Source organism: Maribacter spongiae (assembly GCF_047345125.1).
Classification (GTDB): domain Bacteria; phylum Bacteroidota; class Bacteroidia; order Flavobacteriales; family Flavobacteriaceae; genus Maribacter.
The window spans coordinates 82,969-100,097 of record NZ_JBLFEQ010000004.1 but is presented as its reverse complement, the minus strand read 5'-3'; the positions used below and the strand labels follow the sequence as shown (position 1 = coordinate 100,097).

At 41.7% G+C, this 17,129-nt stretch carries 15 protein-coding genes; 10 read left to right on the top strand and 5 right to left on the bottom strand.

The window, feature by feature from the left end:
- Nucleotide 1 precedes the first annotated feature (1 nt).
- The 4 genes from ACKWB9_RS07050 (at nucleotide 2) to tsaB (ending at nucleotide 4,581) form a co-directional block, all read left to right on the top strand.
- The gene (locus ACKWB9_RS07050; protein ID WP_414002304.1) at nucleotides 2–1,264 is read left to right on the top strand and encodes an ABC transporter permease; all 1,263 of its coding nucleotides are present in this window, start codon (nucleotides 2–4) and stop codon (nucleotides 1,262–1,264) included.
- 44 nt (nucleotides 1,265–1,308) lie between these two features.
- On the top strand, nucleotides 1,309–2,448 hold the full coding sequence (locus tag ACKWB9_RS07045; protein ID WP_414002303.1) for an efflux RND transporter periplasmic adaptor subunit: 1,140 nt from the start codon (nucleotides 1,309–1,311) through the stop codon (nucleotides 2,446–2,448).
- Nucleotides 2,449–2,483: 35 nt separating this feature from the next.
- Complete coding sequence (locus ACKWB9_RS07040) at nucleotides 2,484–3,833, top strand: TolC family protein (RefSeq protein WP_414002302.1); 1,350 nt, start codon at nucleotides 2,484–2,486, stop codon at nucleotides 3,831–3,833.
- A gap of 73 nt (nucleotides 3,834–3,906) precedes the next feature.
- The gene (gene tsaB / locus ACKWB9_RS07035) at nucleotides 3,907–4,581 is read left to right on the top strand and encodes a tRNA (adenosine(37)-N6)-threonylcarbamoyltransferase complex dimerization subunit type 1 TsaB (RefSeq protein WP_414002301.1); all 675 of its coding nucleotides are present in this window, start codon (nucleotides 3,907–3,909) and stop codon (nucleotides 4,579–4,581) included.
- Between the two features lie 144 nt (nucleotides 4,582–4,725).
- Here the strand turns inward: tsaB and ACKWB9_RS07030 are convergent, their stop codons facing one another.
- From ACKWB9_RS07030 to ACKWB9_RS07015, 4 genes are all read right to left on the bottom strand, one after another.
- Complete coding sequence (locus tag ACKWB9_RS07030) at nucleotides 4,726–5,544, bottom strand: mechanosensitive ion channel family protein (protein WP_414002300.1); 819 nt, start codon at nucleotides 5,542–5,544, stop codon at nucleotides 4,726–4,728.
- Nucleotides 5,545–5,628: 84 nt separating this feature from the next.
- On the bottom strand, nucleotides 5,629–7,668 hold the full coding sequence (locus tag ACKWB9_RS07025) for a thioredoxin domain-containing protein (protein WP_414002299.1): 2,040 nt from the start codon (nucleotides 7,666–7,668) through the stop codon (nucleotides 5,629–5,631).
- Nucleotides 7,669–7,751: 83 nt separating this feature from the next.
- Nucleotides 7,752–7,952, bottom strand: coding sequence for a dodecin family protein (locus ACKWB9_RS07020; RefSeq protein WP_414002298.1), 201 nt, complete (start codon nucleotides 7,950–7,952; stop codon nucleotides 7,752–7,754).
- Nucleotides 7,953–8,022: 70 nt separating this feature from the next.
- On the bottom strand, nucleotides 8,023–8,934 hold the full coding sequence (locus ACKWB9_RS07015) for a NifU family protein (protein WP_414002297.1): 912 nt from the start codon (nucleotides 8,932–8,934) through the stop codon (nucleotides 8,023–8,025).
- 125 nt (nucleotides 8,935–9,059) lie between these two features.
- On the opposite strand from ACKWB9_RS07015, the gene ACKWB9_RS07010 reads away from it, so the two are divergent.
- Nucleotides 9,060–10,082, top strand: coding sequence for a PorP/SprF family type IX secretion system membrane protein (locus tag ACKWB9_RS07010; RefSeq protein WP_414002296.1), 1,023 nt, complete (start codon nucleotides 9,060–9,062; stop codon nucleotides 10,080–10,082).
- A gap of 50 nt (nucleotides 10,083–10,132) precedes the next feature.
- Here the strand turns inward: ACKWB9_RS07010 and ACKWB9_RS07005 are convergent, their stop codons facing one another.
- On the bottom strand, nucleotides 10,133–11,308 hold the full coding sequence (locus tag ACKWB9_RS07005; protein ID WP_414002295.1) for a vWA domain-containing protein: 1,176 nt from the start codon (nucleotides 11,306–11,308) through the stop codon (nucleotides 10,133–10,135).
- Between the two features lie 204 nt (nucleotides 11,309–11,512).
- Here ACKWB9_RS07005 and ACKWB9_RS07000 point away from each other — a divergent pair, with 204 nt between their 5' ends.
- From ACKWB9_RS07000 to ACKWB9_RS06980, 5 genes are all read left to right on the top strand, one after another.
- Entirely contained in the window at nucleotides 11,513–13,714 is a 2,202-nt protein-coding gene (locus ACKWB9_RS07000; protein ID WP_414002294.1) for a histidine kinase, read from the top strand.
- Complete coding sequence (locus ACKWB9_RS06995) at nucleotides 13,711–14,442, top strand: LytR/AlgR family response regulator transcription factor (RefSeq protein ID WP_414002293.1); 732 nt, start codon at nucleotides 13,711–13,713, stop codon at nucleotides 14,440–14,442. The genes ACKWB9_RS07000 and ACKWB9_RS06995 overlap by 4 nt, the downstream gene beginning before the upstream one ends.
- A 23-nt stretch (nucleotides 14,443–14,465) precedes the next feature.
- Entirely contained in the window at nucleotides 14,466–14,990 is a 525-nt protein-coding gene (locus ACKWB9_RS06990) for a gamma carbonic anhydrase family protein (RefSeq protein ID WP_414002292.1), read from the top strand.
- Nucleotides 14,991–15,068: 78 nt separating this feature from the next.
- Complete coding sequence (fabD, locus tag ACKWB9_RS06985; RefSeq protein WP_414002291.1) at nucleotides 15,069–15,953, top strand: ACP S-malonyltransferase; 885 nt, start codon at nucleotides 15,069–15,071, stop codon at nucleotides 15,951–15,953.
- A 156-nt stretch (nucleotides 15,954–16,109) separates the two neighbouring features.
- Nucleotides 16,110–17,129, top strand: a 1,020-nt coding sequence (locus ACKWB9_RS06980) for a Calx-beta domain-containing protein (protein ID WP_414002290.1), incomplete at its 3' end; no start/stop codon positions are given.

Here is a 17,129-nt window from a genome sequence, read left to right as displayed (position 1 = left end):
GATGAAATTCATATTTGATAGAAATACATGGCAGGAAATATTCGGTTCTATTGGAAAGAATAGGACTAGGACCATAATTACCATTATTGGGGTGCTGTGGGGAATATTCATATATATAGCTTTATCGGGTGCGGCAAAAGGACTTGATAATGGTTTTGAACGTCAATTTGAAAGTGTCGCAATGAATAGTATGTTCGTTTGGGCACAGCGTACGAGCATTCCTTTTGACGGGTTTAAGACCGGTAGGCGGTTACAGCTTAAATTGGGAGACGTTCAGGTATTAAAGAATAGAATACCGGAAATTAATTATATCGCCCCTAGAAATGCAAAGGGAGTATTTGGTGACCCTCCCGGATTGGTCATACGTGGTCAAAAATCTGGGAATTATGCGGTGTACGGGGATTTTCCGGTGTTCACCAAAATTGCTACAAAAAAGATTTATGATGGGGGAAGATTTATTAATGATGAGGATATAGCACAGACCAGAAAAGTCTGCGTGATCGGGGAACGTACCCAAAAGGAACTTTTTGAAAAGGAAGAGAACCCTATTGGAAGTTATATACGGGTAGACGATATCTATTTTCAGGTAATAGGGGTCCATAAATTTACGCCAGGTGGCGGTTTTGAAACCGACAGTGATATATATATACCTTTTACCACATACAGAAAGTTATATAACACGGCGGACAATGTTGGGTGGTTGACCATTGCCGCTTACGATAATGTAGATGTCGTGGAGGCCGAAGAAAATGTAAAGGCGACACTTAAAAATATCCATAGGGTAGACCCCAAGGACGAAAGGGCGTTCGGGTCCTTTAATCTGGGCGAAATTTTCAATAAGGTAATGGGCTTTTCAAAAGGGATGACTTTCTTATCACTTATTGTAGGGATTGCTACTATTTTGGCAGGAGTTATCGGAATCGGTAATATCTTATTGATTTCCGTAAAGGAACGTACCAAAGAACTGGGGGTCAGAAGAGCCTTGGGAGCAACTCCCAGGGAAGTCCGTTCGCAAATAATCCTGGAATCGGTTTTCCTTACCATGCTGGCAGGAACGATAGGTATAATCCTGGGAGCTTTGGTACTCAGTATTATCAATAGTTTTACAGAGGGCATTGATTTTCCCTATACGAACCCCACCGTACCAATACCACTTGTACTGGGAGCCCTTGCCATTATGGTGATCTTGGGAACTTTAATAGGGTTGATTCCCGCACAACGGGCAGTGAGTATCAAACCGATAGATGCATTAAGAGAAGAATAGTAAACAATATAATACAGAACCATAAATTATAAACACGCTTTAAAATGAATAAAATTGTAAAATATATAATAATAGGGGTCTTAGTCTTGGGCGCATTATGGGCCGCTGTTTTTTTCATAAAGAGTAATAGCAAATCTTCTATTATCTATGAAACCTCAACACCGTTTATTTCAAGTGTAGAAAAGAAAACCGTTGCTACGGGCAAGGTAATTCCGGAAGACGAGGTAGAGATCAAACCGCAGATTTCCGGAATTATAGAAAAAATCTATTTGGAGGAAGGTGTCAGGGTAAAGGCCGGAGACTTGATCGCGGTGATAAAGGTCGTACCCAATGAACAGGCTTTGAACCAGGCAAGCGGGCGTGTTAGAAATGCGGAGTTGGCCCTGAACAATGCCAAAATAGAATTTGACCGGAATAAGGCACTCTTTGATAAAGGGGTCATTTCCAGTCAGGATTTCAATAATCTACAACTCACCTATAATCAGGCGGAACAGGAGCTGAAAAATGCACGGGCAGATTATCAAATTATTAAGAGGGGTTCCGTGGGCGGTTCGTCCAGTGCCAATACGAACATACGTGCTACCGTAGATGGAACCATTCTTGAAATTCCCGTGGAAGAAGGTGATCAGGTGATACAAAGCAATAATTTTAATGATGGTACGACCATAGCCTCTATCGCGGATTTGGGCAAAATGATCTTTGAAGGTAAAGTAGATGAAGGAGAGGTGGGAAAATTGGAAATAGGCATGCCGTTAAAAATTACTCTGGGGGCCATTGAAGGAAAAGAATTTGATGCCAAATTAAAGTTTATCGCACCAAAAGGTGTTGAAGAGACCGGGGCGGTACAATTTAAGATAGAAGGCGATGTTGCGGTAGAGGATAATGTCCTTATCCGTGCCGGATACAGCGCAAATGCATCCCTTGTTTTGGAAAGGAAGGATAGCGTTATGGTAATCCCTGAAGCCCTGCTGCAATTTGATAAAAAAACGGACGACCCCTTTGTTGAAGTGGCTACGGGCGAGCAAAAATTTGAACGTAAGGATATTGAAATCGGGATTTCGGACGGTGTTAATGTTGAAATTTTGTCGGGACTTACGGAAGACGATGAAGTTAAACAATGGAACAAGACCGAACCGATCAAAAAAGGAGAGGACGAAGATAAGGAGAAAGAGGCCAAAGCTTAACCGTCTATCAATAATACGAATCAAATAATCAAAAAATGAAATTTAAACTAACTACTTTATTGCTGGTGGCGGCAATAACGTTTAGCTCGGCACAGGTAACAAAATGGACACTGGAGGAATGTGTTGCGTATGCCGTGGAGAATAACCTTTCCATTGAACAGTTTGAGCTGGATCTGAAAAATGCAAAAATTGACAAGTCCGATGCATTGGGTAGTTTTCTACCCACTTTAAATGCATCCTCTTCATTTTCGAGCAATACGGGATTTTCTATTAACCCTACCAATAACTTGCCCACCAATAGTACAACAAGCAACGTTAGTGGTGGTGCCAGTACCAATATAACGTTATTTGATGGGCTTAGGAACGTGAACCGATTGAACAGGGCAAAATTAAATGCGATAGCAAGCCAATATCGTCTGGACAATTTAAAGGATGATATTCGTTTGAATGTGGCCAACGCATACCTTCAGGTTTTATCGAATAAAGAATCCCTAAAAGTCTTTAAGGCACAATATGCGGTTACGGGGCAGGATTTAAAACGCACCAAGGAGTTGGTGGATTCGGGAGTGGTACCCCGTGGTGATCTGTTGGAGATAGAGGCAACGGCCGCTAATCAAGAACAACAGATCGTTAATGGCGAAGGCCTGGTTTTGATCTCAAGAATCAATCTTGCCCAATTGTTGCAAATAACGGATTATGGGAATTTTGATATTGCCGATGAATCTTTTGATATACCCCCCTCCGATATTTTGAACAATTCCGCCAAAACTATTTTTGCCAAAGCACTGGAATTTAGAAACGATATCAAACTTTCAAAAGCGAATATAGATTTAGCGGAGAAGGACTTACAAATAAATAGGGGTGCCGTATTGCCTACCTTATCAGGTTTTGCAAACTACGGGACCCGATATTCGGGTGTAACACAGATTCCCGATGTCAATGGTAATCTTTTTACGCCGAGTTTTACGGATCAATTGTGGATTTTTGATGGGATATCTTATGGAGTACAGCTAAATGTACCTATTTTTAGTGGTTGGAGCACGAGAAACAACATTCGACGCTCTAAAATTGCCCTGGAACGATCTAAATTACAGTTCGAACAAGATAAGTTGGCGTTGGAAACCAATATTCAGCAAGCTTATGTAGATGTAACCACTTTTTTTAAGGCTTATGAGGCGGCCCAAAAGACGTTGGAAGCGAGAAAGTTGGCCTATCAATATTCAAAGGAACGTTTTAATGTGGGGCTTATGAACGCTTTTGATTTTAGTCAGGCGCAATCCAGGGTAGACAATGCAGAAGCACAAGTTATACGTACCAAATACGATTATATCTTTAGATTGAAGATATTGGAATTCTATTTTGGGATTCCCATGGCACTGAATTAAAAACCAGACTTGAATTTTTATAGACCCTTCAGGTTTTTAAAACCTGAAGGGTCTTATTATATTCGCAAGAATTATGGGATTGATTTTAAATTTGGAGACGGCAACGACCAACTGCTCCGTGAGTTTGGCCAAAAATGGAAGTGTTATTGCCATAAAAGAACACAATGCACCCAATTATTCCCACTCGGAACAATTGCATTTGTTTATTCAGGATTGTTTAAAGGACGCAGGTTGCCAAATGCAGGATCTGGATGCCGTGGCCGTTAGCAAGGGACCAGGTTCCTATACGGGGCTTCGTATAGGTGTTTCCGCTGCCAAAGGACTTTGTTTTGCCTTAGGGATACCGTTGATTTCCATTGCCACGTTAAAAAGTATGGCGTTACAATCCAAGAATATAATCCAGGATTTGGTAATTCCTGTATTGGATGCAAGGCGGATGGAGGTCTATTCCTGTGTCTATGATGTTGATTTAAATGAAATTAGGGAAACCAGGGCCGAAATTATCGAAGAAAATTCCTTTACGGATTATCTTTCGGGTAAAAAAGTACATATCGTAGGTAGCGGTGCGGAAAAGATCCAGAATACCTTAAATCATGAAAATCTTTCTTTTGATACCAGAATGGTACCATCGGCAAGGGAAATGGCCGTTTTGTCCCATACCAAATACGAACAAGGGAAATTTGAGGATGTCGCTTATTTTGAACCGTACTACTTAAAGGATTTTATCCTGCAAAAGGCGAAAAAATAAAGGGAAATTTATAGGTGTCGAAAAAAACAGATACGAATTTCGCCGATTTACACGGATTCATAAATTTTCTTCTCTATGTGGATATCGAGATAGATTCAATATAACGCCGATAAAAACCTTTTGATCTTTTATAAAACTACACCCTTAAGCTTGATGTACGACCCGCTGTGGGAACGGGATTTCGATTTTCTGGGCATCGAACCTGGTTTTTATTTCTTCCATCACAAAAAAATGTGCGGGCCAAAATACATCATTGTTGGCCCAAAACCGTAAAGTGAGGTTTACGGAACTATCCGCCAGTTCCCCCACATAAACTTCCGGTGCCGGTTCTGCCAGGATATGTTCACTTTCAGCACATATTTGAAGCATGATATCCTTGGCCTTTTTAATATTGGAGCCATAACCGATACCAATATCAATTTTGTCACGACGTGTATTTTCGGCATTATAATTAATAATGTTGTTATTGGAGAGCTGACCATTGGGAATAATCGCTACCTGATTTCCGAACGTATTGAGTTTGGTGGTGAAAATGGTAATTTCCTTTACCGTACCGTCCACACCCTGGGCAGATATAAAGTCACCGACTTTAAAGGGTTTGAACAATAGGATCAGCACCCCTCCCGCAAAATTTGCCAATGAACCTTGTAATGCCAATCCAATGGCCAATCCTGCAGCACCCAACATAGCCACTAAAGAAGTGGTTTCTACACCGAGCTGCGTTATTACAAGGATAAATAGGATAATTTTAAGTGCTATCCCGATAAAACTCTGTAAAAAAGTTTCCAATGTAAGATCGTAATCCTTTTTTTCAAAGAATTTCCGGACCATTCTATTTATGAACCTTATGATATAAGTTCCGGCGATCAATAATACAACGGCCCATATAAGATTGGGCAATACCTTCCAAATCCAATTTATGGCATTGTCCAAATGCTCCTGGTAATCCATTAATTCCTCCATATGTACTATTGTTTAATTTTTGGCAAAACAAGATAAAATTGAATAATCTCTTTTACAAATAAGGATTAAACAATTGTTAAAATTTTAGGAATGCCCCATATTTTTCAAGGCTAAATGAACATCTTCTACAGGAAGTTTGCAAGTTCCTTTTTTACATACATAAATAAACGTTTTGTTCGGTACAAACCTTTCTTTTAATAAGGACAGTCTGCTTTTTGAGGCCGTTGCGGCAATTAGGGTATTTGGTAAGAATTTTGACCGGATTTCTGCTGCAATTTTTTTAAAATTAGGGCCTACAATGGCAATTTCATAAAATGGGCCGTTTACCAGTTGTGCCAAATGAAGCCAATGGGCATGGTTTTCCGGACGTTCCTCAATACTTTTGGACATAGACTTCATCATGCCTTCCATATAGAGGCCGTAGTCCGATTCCGGAAAATATTTGGAAAGTTTAAAAAGGTTTATGGCCATTATAGCGTTGTAGGAAGGAATCACATTGTCCGTAACCTCTATTGTTCTTCTGACTACAAAATCATCCAACATGGAAGTGAAGAAAAACAACCCACTTTCCGGATCCTTGAAATGAGCTATGGTATAATCGATCAACTTTTGGGCTTTTTCCAACCATGCTTCTTCAAAAGTTGTTTCATAAAGTCCGATAAAGGCATCTATGACGGTGGCGTAATCCTCCAAAAAACCATTAATCGTACTTTTCCCGTTTTTATGATTGTGAAATAATTTTCCTTTTCCATGAAATAGATGGGTAACAATAAAATGGGCATTATTCAGTGCATGCTCAAGATATGACGGATTTCCAATATAGCGATAGGCGTCTATCAACCCCTTTAACGCCAACCCGTTCCAGGACGTGAGTATTTTATCATCTAGACGAGGTTTTTCCCGTTTATTTCGTTCTTTTTTAAGAATACCCAAGCATTGGGTCATTCTTTCCATGATAATCCTGGGAGATAGTCCATGTTTTTCGGCTATCTCCTTTTCATTGGCATCTCTGATCAATACATAATTTTCGTTCTCCCAATAACCATAAGGGTTTATGTTGTAAACATCCGAGAATAACGGATAATCTTCTCCCAGTAAATCGCTTAACCGGTTTTCCTTCCAAACATAGTAAGCTCCTTCTTCTAACTTCCTATTTTCATTAGGACTATCGGCGTCCAGTGAGGAGTAGAACCCATGATTTTCATCCAACAATTCTTCTATTAAAAAAGAAATGGTTTGATCCGTTACCTTTTTGTAAAGCGGGTGCTTGGTAGTGGCATACGCTTTGGCATATAGGCTTACCAAAAGGCCGTTATCATAGAGCATTTTTTCAAAATGGGGAATATGCCATTTTGTGTCAACGGAATATCTGGAAAATCCACCGCCCACATGATCGTAAATTCCACCCCAGGCCATGCGGTCAAGTGTAGTCCGTACATGATTTTGAATGTCGCCATCCTTTTGGATCAAGGAAAAGTGATGCAGAAAATTAAGGTTTACGGGCATCATGAACTTGGGTGCCCGTTTGTAACCACCTAAAAAAGTATCGAAATATCCGGACCAGTGCTTGACCAGATCCCTGATTTCATGGGTTGAAACAATACCCGTATCCCCGCTGGTCGGAATCCCGTTAATCTCCTTTAGTCCCGCTTCCATGTTCGTTGCATAACCAATGACTTTTTTCGGTTCTGTACGATACAGATCGGCAAGCTGTTGTAGTACCTGTATCCAATTTTCCTTTTTTACATAGGTAGCTCCCCAAAAAGGACGTCCGTCCGGCAGTGCCACAATATTAAGGGGCCACCCGCCGCTTCCGGTCATCATTTGGAGTGCGTCCATATAAATTTGGTCAATGTCCGGTCTTTCCTCCCGATCAATTTTGATATTGATGAAATTGGAATTCATTACCCATGCCACCTTTTCATCTTCAAAGCATTCGTGTTCCATTACATGGCACCAATGGCAGGCCGCATAGCCTATGCTCACCAATAACAGTTTATTTTGATTTTTGGCCTTTGCCAATATTTCCGGTTTCCATGCTTCCCATTGTACGGGATTATGGGCATGCTGCAGGAGGTAAGGACTGCTCTCCTTAATAAGGGCATTGGTGTATTTATGATCCATAATAGTAGTATTGGAGGAAATCCGTTTTAAAACGAGCCAAAAAAAGCGCCATTAAGGCGCTTTGATTTTTGGTTTGAAGCGTGTTATTTGACTTCAAAAGTGATTTTTACATTGACCCTGTACTCGGAAATTTTTCCATTGTCCACGGCTGCGCTCTGTTCGTTCACATAAACGGAGCGTATGTTCTTGACCGATTTGGATGCCTGTGCAACTGCACTGTCAACGGCATCTTCCCAACTTTTATTGGAATTTGCCAATACCTCGATTACTTTTAATACTGCCATAATTAGTGTTTTTAAATTTCCCTTAAATTAAGGATTTTAGGCTATAAAGTTCAATCCAGCCCCTTATTTTTTACCCATTTATAGCTACTACTTCGTTGACCCTGTCGCCCATCATGTTTTTGAGCATGGTTTCAATACCGTTCTTTAGCGTAAAGGTAGAGGACGGGCAACCGCTGCAGGCACCTTGTAGAATAACATTTACCCGTTTGCTGTCCGGTTCATAGGACTTAAAGAGAATGTTCCCTCCGTCACTGGCCACCGCCGGTTTTACATACTCCTCTAAAATATCGATGATTTCCAGGGAAGTATCGTCCATGTCTTTTTTTGTTTCATGGGCGGTATTGGAAATTTCTTGTGATTTTTGGTCGACAGTTTCAACGTTCCCTGTAACAATTTCTTTTCCATCTGCAATAAAATTGCGGATCAATTCCCGTAATTCCAGGGTGATGTCCTCCCATTCCGCTACCTCATACTTGGAAACGGAAACATAATTCTCATCAATAAAAACCTGCTTTACAAAGGGAAATTGAAAAAGGGCCGTTGCCAAAGGGGAATTTTTGGCCTCGTCTATATTCTTGAATTCATAAGTGGCCCCAACAATTTTTTTACTGGCCACAAATTTCATGGTCGCCGGGTTGGGGGTAACCTCGGCGTATACGGTAACAGGTATTTTCTTATCGGTCTCTTCTTCAATAACGACCGGTTCTCCCGCATTTAAATATTCTACCAGTTGTTGGGCCACTTCATCTTTTACGTCCTCCCATGCAACAATATCAAAACGTTCCAGACCAATAAAATTACCGGATACATAGATCGTTTTTATAAATGGCAGATGAAACAGTTGCTGTGCCAAAGGGGAATTTTTAGCCTCGTCAATATTCTTGTATTCATAATTTTTCCTGTGTACCAACAAATGGTTTGTCTCAAATTTTAATATGGCCGGATTGTTGGTCTTTACAACGGTGATCGAATACGTTTTCATTTCATTTCAATTTTAAACAAAAATACGAAGGAAATCTAAGTTATGGGGTACATAATAATGTTATGGATAAGCCGTTATACTTTATATTCAGTACAATTTGAACCTATAGCCTCATTTTTCCAAAGATGAAATTTAAACTACTCATATTAGTTGCAAGCCTGGTTTTTGGCTATAAATCCGTTGCCCAAGAAGGGATTCCCGTATATTTTGATTATTTATCGGACAATTACTATTTGGTATATCCGTCCATGGCCGGAATCGGAGAAGGAGGCAAGATAAGGGCCACGGCCAGAAAGCAGTGGTTCGATGTTGAAGATGCACCAAATCTACAGACCATAAATGCCCATTTTAGATTGGGCGATGGCCCAAGTGGCGTAGGGGCCATAATTTTTAACGATGCCAATGGTTATCACTCCCAAACGGGATTAAAATTGACCTATGCCCACCATTTGAGAATAAGTGGCAGTGACGCCAGGGTCTTGAACCAGTTTTCTTTTGGATTGAGCGGTACCGTATTACAGAGTAGTTTGGATGAAACGGATTTCAGGTCCGTTACTCCAGACCCTGCGATTTCCGGACAAAAATTAAGCGCTTCCTATTTTAATGTAGACCTGGGGGTTTCCTATAACTATCAGGAGTTTTATGCGCATTTTGCGGTTACCAATGCACTTACGGGGAGTCAACGAAATGTGTATTACAGGGATAGGCAGGACAATCCCGATCAATTGGTCATTGATAATATCAGAAGATATTTGGTCTCCGCAGGTTATGTATTCGGAAGAAATGAATGGCAGTATGAACCTTCCGTTTTATTTCAATTGACCGAATTTACTAAAGAAAAAACCGTGGATATCAATGCAAAGGTCTATAAGGACGTGAACTTTGGAAGAATATGGGGCGGACTTTCCTACAGGCGCAGTTTTGATGGGGCCCAGTTCCAGACCGCTGCCGGATTTGGAAAGCAGCGCTTGCAATTGATTACCCCTATTATTGGTGCCAACATCAAGAATTTTTTGGTTTCCTATAATTATTCCTATCAATTGGGCGATATCCGGTTTGACAATGGCGGTTTTCATCAAATTACCTTAGGATATGATTTTGGTCAGACCGAGCGTAAGTATGACTGTTATTGCCCGGCGGCACAATAAAAGAGACCTGCCCGTTTCCGATACAGGTCCCCGAACACGGTCAGATCAATTTATTCCCAAGTATAATTCTTTGTTGAAGCCTGTTTTTTTATAGCTTTTAGCATGGCGTTTTCCAAGGCCCCTTTGTTTTCTTCTTTTTGTTTTTTGACGATATACGCCTGTCTTTTGGTATTCAATGTTTGAATTTCTTTCTGTATTCTTTTTCGTTCCAACCTTTTTTCTTCAATATATTGTTGCATTTCCTTTTTGGATTTTCCTTTTAATTCCTTTGGCAACTTGTCTTTGGAAATCTCGGAAAGGTCAAATTCCTTATCCTCGGATGCATCTACCAGATCCCACTTTTTATTAGTGTAAAACCTTGAGCTTTTGCTCACGGCCCGTTTAACGGCAACAACTTCCTCCAGTTGCATGGCATTGGCATCCTGTACTTCCTGTGCCATAAGTTTAGATTTGCCCAAGGCTCCATAAGAAATGTAAGTCTTGTTTAATTTGGAGTTTAATTGGATGATGATATCATCATAGGGAGTGCTTATATGAACGATTTCTTCATTATGGTCTATGGCCATGTATTCCCCACCCGTTAAAGCGGCTCCTTTTTTCCAGTGGGTGTTTATACCTGCATCATAGTCACCACAGAAAATGGTATTGACCACTACATCTTTTTCCTTGGCGTTTACCAGAGCGTCCTTATAATTTAATTTCCCCTGATCAAAAGGTTCGTTGCCCGCAATAAAGATCATTTTAAGGCTATTAGGGTTTTTGCCCCAGTCCAGTTGTTTTATGGAAGTATGGATTACCTCCCCACAAAATTCCTCGCCCCCGTTGGTGGTCAGTGAAAAAAGCTTTTCGGAGATTTCATCCAGGTCATTGCTAAAGTTCAATACTTGTTGAATGTATCCTTCCTTAGCAGAGAGGTCGTCGTTTCCATATTGATATAGGGCGATCTGAAGCTCCGGTTTGGCAGCATTGCCACACTTTGCATAGGTGAACTCGTTTACAATGTCCCACAATTGGGATTTTGCCTGATTTATAAGTCCGTCCATGCTGTTACTGGTATCCAATAACAGTGCAATTTTTACAGCATTCCTTTTGATATCGTTTTGGGGATGAACAGCTTTGGCAATAATTGGCTTATTGATGGTTTTCCCTTTTAATTCACAGCTATGGCCCATCGCCGCAATACCTGTTATTGCTGCAAGCGCCATTATTTTTTGATACTTTTTCATGTTTCGTTTTTTAATATTGAGTTCTAAAACTAAGGGCAAACTTTTTTCCATACCATGGGTTTTGAGTAAAACATCACTTTGAATGAGTAAAGTTGGTCTTTGCTTTTGTGAACGCCCCGGGAACCTGTTTTTTTAGTCATGAATGCGTATGAGCCTATTTTTTAGTGCCGTATAGATCCGCTAAGTTTACGGTAATTATTAGGTATGCAGTTAAGGATTTGTCATATTATATGGTGTTTTTTGGTCGGAAGCACTCTGTGTTTTTCCCAGGGGGAAAGGAACAGGGAAAAATTCACTATTAAGGGAAGTGTAATTGTTAAAGAAACTTTTAAGCCTATTTCCGGTGTTTCCGTTTATACGGGTTCGGGTGCGTATACGACTACCAATAGCTTTGGCGAATTTCAAATTCTTGTGGCCATGGGGGAAGAACTTGTTATAGAGGATTTCGGTTTTGAGACCGTTAGGCATCGTATTGGCAGTAAGGACGATATTAACGTACAGGTAGAAGGTTATGATATTGCCTCCCAGAAGAAAGATAATTCCAAAGTTTCAAAAAGGACGGTGCATCGGGCTTATTTGGATTCCGCCGCATTCTATAAAAAAAATGATATCGCCAAGAGTATTGATTTTGTTGCCCTTTCCATGGCGGAATTGGGAAAACGGGGCAATAAGAAAGAAATGGCCCGGTCCTTAACGGCCCTGGGAGAAATCTATCTTTTTCACAAGCAATACGATCTTGCCGTCGATAATTTTGAGGATGCCCTGGAAACCAACAAGACAATTGTGACTACATTGTTGCTTGGGCGAACCTTTATATTAAGCAAGGATTTTGAGAAGGCGGAACAGGTATTGAATACCATAATAAAATTGAAAAATATCGTTCCTGCCCAGCACGTCGATCTGGTTGAATCCCTTGGAGATGCTAAAAAAGGTCAAGGTGCCCTAAAGATGGCCATAGCATTCTATAATGAAGGGCTGAAGATGGCAACAAAAAACCGGATGACCTCCAAAATGGCCGATTTAAACTCTAAAATAGCCGATGCCTATAGCCAAGATAACCAGTTGGTGGAAGCCGAGGCGTATTATGGTAATTCCTTGCAGTTAGCGAGTGGATTGGAACCTAAAAGAGCATTGCAGGAGAAGGAAAAAGTGGCGGACTTTTACAACAAAAAAAGTCGGTACAATGAGGAAATCGCCCTTCGGAAAAATAGTCTGGTAGCCTTGGGAAAGCTTAATGGCCTGGAACACCGACATAAAGAAATAAATCTCGGCGATACCATAACCGCACAGCGGATCAATTATAAAATAGCCAATGCCTATATTGCCCAGGATAAGTATAAAGAAGCCGTTCCCTATTTGGAACGCAGTATTGTGGAGGCGGATTCCGAAGATGATCTGGTGGTGCAAAAAGATGCTACCCGAAAGCTGTCCGAAGTCTATGAATTTAAGGGGGATTTTAATAAGGCCTTGGAAACATACCAAACGTACGTTACTTTGGTGGATACACTCTATATACGGAAGCAGCAGGAGATTTCCAGGGCGGCACGGTTTAACCGGGAAATCGCATCTACGCAAAATAGGATCGCGGGGTTGGAACAGGAGCGCGAACTTTCACAGAGCAAATATGACCTAGCCCTTACGGAGCAGGAATTGGCACAAGAAAGCTATAAAAGACAGCGATGGGTCATTTATTCACTGATTTTTGGACTATTGCTTACCGGTTTGGCGGCATTCTTTTTTTATAGAAGCAATCGGCAACAAAAATTGACCAATAACCTGTTGGCATTAAAATCTTTGCGGTCACAAATGAATCCTCATTTTATTTTTAACGCATTGAATTCCGTTAATAATTTTATCGCTAAAAGCGATGAGCGCAGTGCCAATAGGTACTTGAGCGAGTTTTCCACACTAATGCGTTCCGTACTTGAAAATTCGGAAGAAGATTTTATTCCCTTGACAAAAGAACTGGAGCTCCTTGAGCTGTACGTGAAATTGGAGCATTCCCGGTTTCCCGATAAGTTTGACTATAAGATCGATGTGGACAAGGCACTGGATGTTCACACGTTTCAAATTCCGCCCATGCTCTTACAGCCTTATATTGAAAATGCGATATGGCACGGACTTCGGTACAAAGAGGAAAAAGGTTTTTTAGAAATTATGATTCGTCCGAAAGGCCCGCATGAAATGGAAATCTGTATTTCCGACAATGGGATCGGTAGAGCGAAATCCGCAAAATTAAAGACTCAAAATCAGAAAAAACAAAAATCCAAAGGTATGGGGAATATCAAACAGCGTGTTGCTATTTTAAATGATATGTATCCGGATAAAGTGGATATTTCCATATCGGATTTAATGGACGATGGTACCGGAACAAAAGTGATGTTCATATTAAAAAAAGATAGATGAACTTAAAAGCAATAGTAGTAGAGGACGAGGCCAATAGCCGAGAAATTCTGAGGAATTATTTGAACAAATATTGCCCTAGGGTGGATTTGATCGGGGAAGCTTCCTCTATAAAAGAAGGATTGGAACTGATACGGGAGAATACTTTGGATTTGGTGTTTTTAGATGTGGAGATGCCTTTTGGAAACGCCTTTGATCTTTTGGAAAAGGTTCCCGAAAGAACTTTTGAGACCGTATTCGTAACGGCCTATGATCACTATGCCAAGGATGCCCTTAACAATCATGCGGCCTATTACCTTATGAAACCCATTAATATAGACGAACTTATAAAAGCGGTGGATTTTGTACAGGAAATCAAAGAAAAGGAAAATGCCCTTCAGGAAAGGGTATTGAATACAAATTCCAGGGGAATCGAAGGTAAGATAACCTTGCCGCAACAAGATGGTTTTCAGGTTTTAAATGTGGCGGATATTCTATATTGCAAAGCGGACGATAATTACACCGAAATCTATCTGGAGAATAAAAAGATCCTGGTCAGTAAAACATTAAAATATTTTGAAGAGGCATTGTCGGATTTTCCTTTTGCTCGAGTGCATAAATCCTATTTAGTAAATGTAAGCGAAGTAGTGAAATATAGACGTGGAAAAGGAGGGAGTGTAGTTATTTCCAATGGAAAGGAACTTTTGGTATCGGCATCAAAGAAGAAGGAATTGTTATCCTATTTCGAGTAAATTGAACAAGAAAAATTAATGAAATGATTAAAAGTGTCGGGGGGAAAACACCCAAAATAGGAGATGACTGCTACATTGCGGAAAATGCCACCATTGTTGGGGAGGTTGTCATGGGCGATCAATGCAGTGTTTGGTTCAATGCGGTCATAAGGGGGGATGTACACTATATTAAAATGGGCGATAAGGTAAATGTACAGGATGGTGCCGTTATCCATTGTACCTATAAAAAATCCCCTACCGTTATTGGGAATAACGTATCCATAGGCCATAATGCCATAGTGCATGGCTGTACCGTGCATGATAACGTATTGATCGGAATGGGCAGTATAATTATGGATGACTGTATTGTAGAACGCAATAGTATAATTGCTGCTGGAGCGGTTTTGACCAAGGGGACTCATGTTCCCGAGGGTAGTGTATTTGCAGGGATGCCCGCTAAGAAAATCAAGGATGTAGGCCCTGAATTGAGTTCGGGCGAGATCGATCGGATAGCCGAAGCCTATGTAGCCTATTCCGGATGGTTCAAAGAAGGCGATAATGACGTATGATTCAATGGAAGTGCAATGGATAACGGCACGGATTTGAAAATTATATGCTTATTTTTGTAGCGTTAAAACCAAACAATTATGAATGCATATGTTTTTCCGGGGCAAGGTGCCCAATTCGTTGGTATGGGGTCGGATCTTTTTGAAAAATTTCCAATGGCCAAAGACCTGTTTCAACAAGCCAATGACCTATTGGGATTTTCCATTACGGATATTATGTTCAACGGAACGGCGGAAGGGTTAAAGGAAACCAAAGTAACCCAACCCGCTATTTTTTTGCATTCCGTGATATTGAGCAAAGTAATGGGGAGCGATTTTAAACCGGATATGGTTGCGGGCCATTCTTTGGGCGAATTTTCGGCTTTGGTGGCAAATAATACCCTGAGTTTTGAAGATGGCTTAAAATTGGTATCCCAAAGAGCTTTGGCCATGCAGGGAGCATGTGAAACGATACCGGGTACTATGGCGGCCGTGCTAGGGTTGGATGATGGTGTTGTGGAAAAAGTTTGTGAAGAAACATCGGGTATAGTTGTGCCGGCCAATTATAATTGCCCCGGGCAATTGGTCATATCCGGAGAAGTGGAGGCCATAAATGTGGCTTGTTCAAAAATGAAGGAAGCGGGTGCAAGAAGAGCCTTGGTACTACCCGTGGGAGGAGCGTTTCATTCCCCTTTGATGGAGCCTGCCAGGGAAGAGCTGGCGACGGCCATAGAAAATACAAGCTTTACAGAGCCCAGTTGTTCCGTATATCAAAATGTAAGTGCGAATGCGGTAAACAATGCCTCGGAAGTTAAGAAGAATCTTATGCTGCAATTGACAGCACCTGTAAAGTGGACACAAAGCATCCAAAATATGGTAAAAGATGGAGCCACTCTCTTTACCGAGATAGGTCCGGGCCGTGTATTGCAAGGATTGGTCAAAAAAATAGATTCTTCTGTAGAAACCACTGCACCTACGATGGCATAAGAGGATATTTCTTCCATTTTTGTATTTTGACCGAAAAAGCCAGTTTTAATCTGTTAATTAATGGTTTAGGTATATTTTTTAGTAATATTGAACCCCTTTGAATGAACTTGAATATCTAAACCAGAGATATAATTTGTAATTAGTCAAATTGCACTTATGAAATTGAAGAGTCTCGATTTTACTTATAATCCAACGAATTTCTTTATAAGCCTGTTTATGTTGTTTGGCCTTTTCTCCTATGGTCAGACCATTTCGATGGGTGCTGGGGTATCCCAGTCGGAGGGGAATGCGGGGGCTACGGCCTTCGTTTTCACGGTGAACCGTACCGGGGACGTATCGGGTGCTTCCAGTGCTACCTATTCGGTTGCGGGAAGTGGCGTAAGCCCTTCCGATGCCACGGACTTTACCGGTGGCGTACTTCCGGGGGGCACGGTCAGTTTTTTGGCCACCGAGACCAGTGCCACGATTACGGTGAACGTCAACGGGGACACGGACGTTGAACCTGCCGAAACTTTTGAGGTCACCCTGAGTGCGCCCAGTGTCGGTACCACGATTGGTACGGCCACGGCGACGGGTACCATAAACAATGACGACAATGCGATCTCGATGGGTACCGGGGTATCCCTGTCAGAGGGGAATGCGGGGGCTACGGCCTTCGTTTTCACGGTGAACCGTACCGGGGACGTATCGGGTGCTTCCAGTGCTACCTATTCGGTTGCGGGAAGTGGCGTAAGCCCTTCCGATGCCACGGACTTTACCGGTGGCGTACTTCCGGGGGGCACGGTCAGTTTTTTGGGCGGGGAGGCCAGTACCACGATTACGGTGAACGTCAACGGGGACACGGACGTTGAATCTGCCGAAACTTTTGAGGTCACCCTGAGCGCGCCCAGTGCCGGATCTACGATCGGTACGGCCACGGCCACGGGTACCATAAACAATGACGACAATGCGATCTCGATGGGTACCGGGGTATCCCTGTCGGAGGGGAACGCCGGGGCTACGGCCTTCGTTTTCACGGTGAACCGTACCGGGGACGTATCGGGTGCTTCGAGCGCTACCTATTCGGTTGCGGGAAGTGGCGTAAGCCCTTCCGATGCCACGGACTTTACCGGTGGCGTACTTCCGGGGGGCACGGTCAGTTTTTTGGGCGGGGAGGCCAGTACCACGATTACGGTG

Coding starts and splice junctions, on each gene's coding strand:
- ACKWB9_RS07050 (WP_414002304.1), top strand. CDS start 2: ATGAAATTCATATTTGATAGAAATACATGGCAGGAAATATTCGGTTCT.
- ACKWB9_RS07045 (WP_414002303.1), top strand. CDS start 1,309: ATGAATAAAATTGTAAAATATATAATAATAGGGGTCTTAGTCTTGGGC.
- ACKWB9_RS07040 (WP_414002302.1), top strand. CDS start 2,484: ATGAAATTTAAACTAACTACTTTATTGCTGGTGGCGGCAATAACGTTT.
- tsaB (WP_414002301.1), top strand. CDS start 3,907: ATGGGATTGATTTTAAATTTGGAGACGGCAACGACCAACTGCTCCGTG.
- ACKWB9_RS07030 (WP_414002300.1), bottom strand. CDS start 5,544: ATGGAGGAATTAATGGATTACCAGGAGCATTTGGACAATGCCATAAAT.
- ACKWB9_RS07025 (WP_414002299.1), bottom strand. CDS start 7,668: ATGGATCATAAATACACCAATGCCCTTATTAAGGAGAGCAGTCCTTAC.
- ACKWB9_RS07020 (WP_414002298.1), bottom strand. CDS start 7,952: ATGGCAGTATTAAAAGTAATCGAGGTATTGGCAAATTCCAATAAAAGT.
- ACKWB9_RS07015 (WP_414002297.1), bottom strand. CDS start 8,934: ATGAAAACGTATTCGATCACCGTTGTAAAGACCAACAATCCGGCCATA.
- ACKWB9_RS07010 (WP_414002296.1), top strand. CDS start 9,060: ATGAAATTTAAACTACTCATATTAGTTGCAAGCCTGGTTTTTGGCTAT.
- ACKWB9_RS07005 (WP_414002295.1), bottom strand. CDS start 11,308: ATGAAAAAGTATCAAAAAATAATGGCGCTTGCAGCAATAACAGGTATT.
- ACKWB9_RS07000 (WP_414002294.1), top strand. CDS start 11,513: ATGCAGTTAAGGATTTGTCATATTATATGGTGTTTTTTGGTCGGAAGC.
- ACKWB9_RS06995 (WP_414002293.1), top strand. CDS start 13,711: ATGAACTTAAAAGCAATAGTAGTAGAGGACGAGGCCAATAGCCGAGAA.
- ACKWB9_RS06990 (WP_414002292.1), top strand. CDS start 14,466: ATGATTAAAAGTGTCGGGGGGAAAACACCCAAAATAGGAGATGACTGC.
- fabD (WP_414002291.1), top strand. CDS start 15,069: ATGAATGCATATGTTTTTCCGGGGCAAGGTGCCCAATTCGTTGGTATG.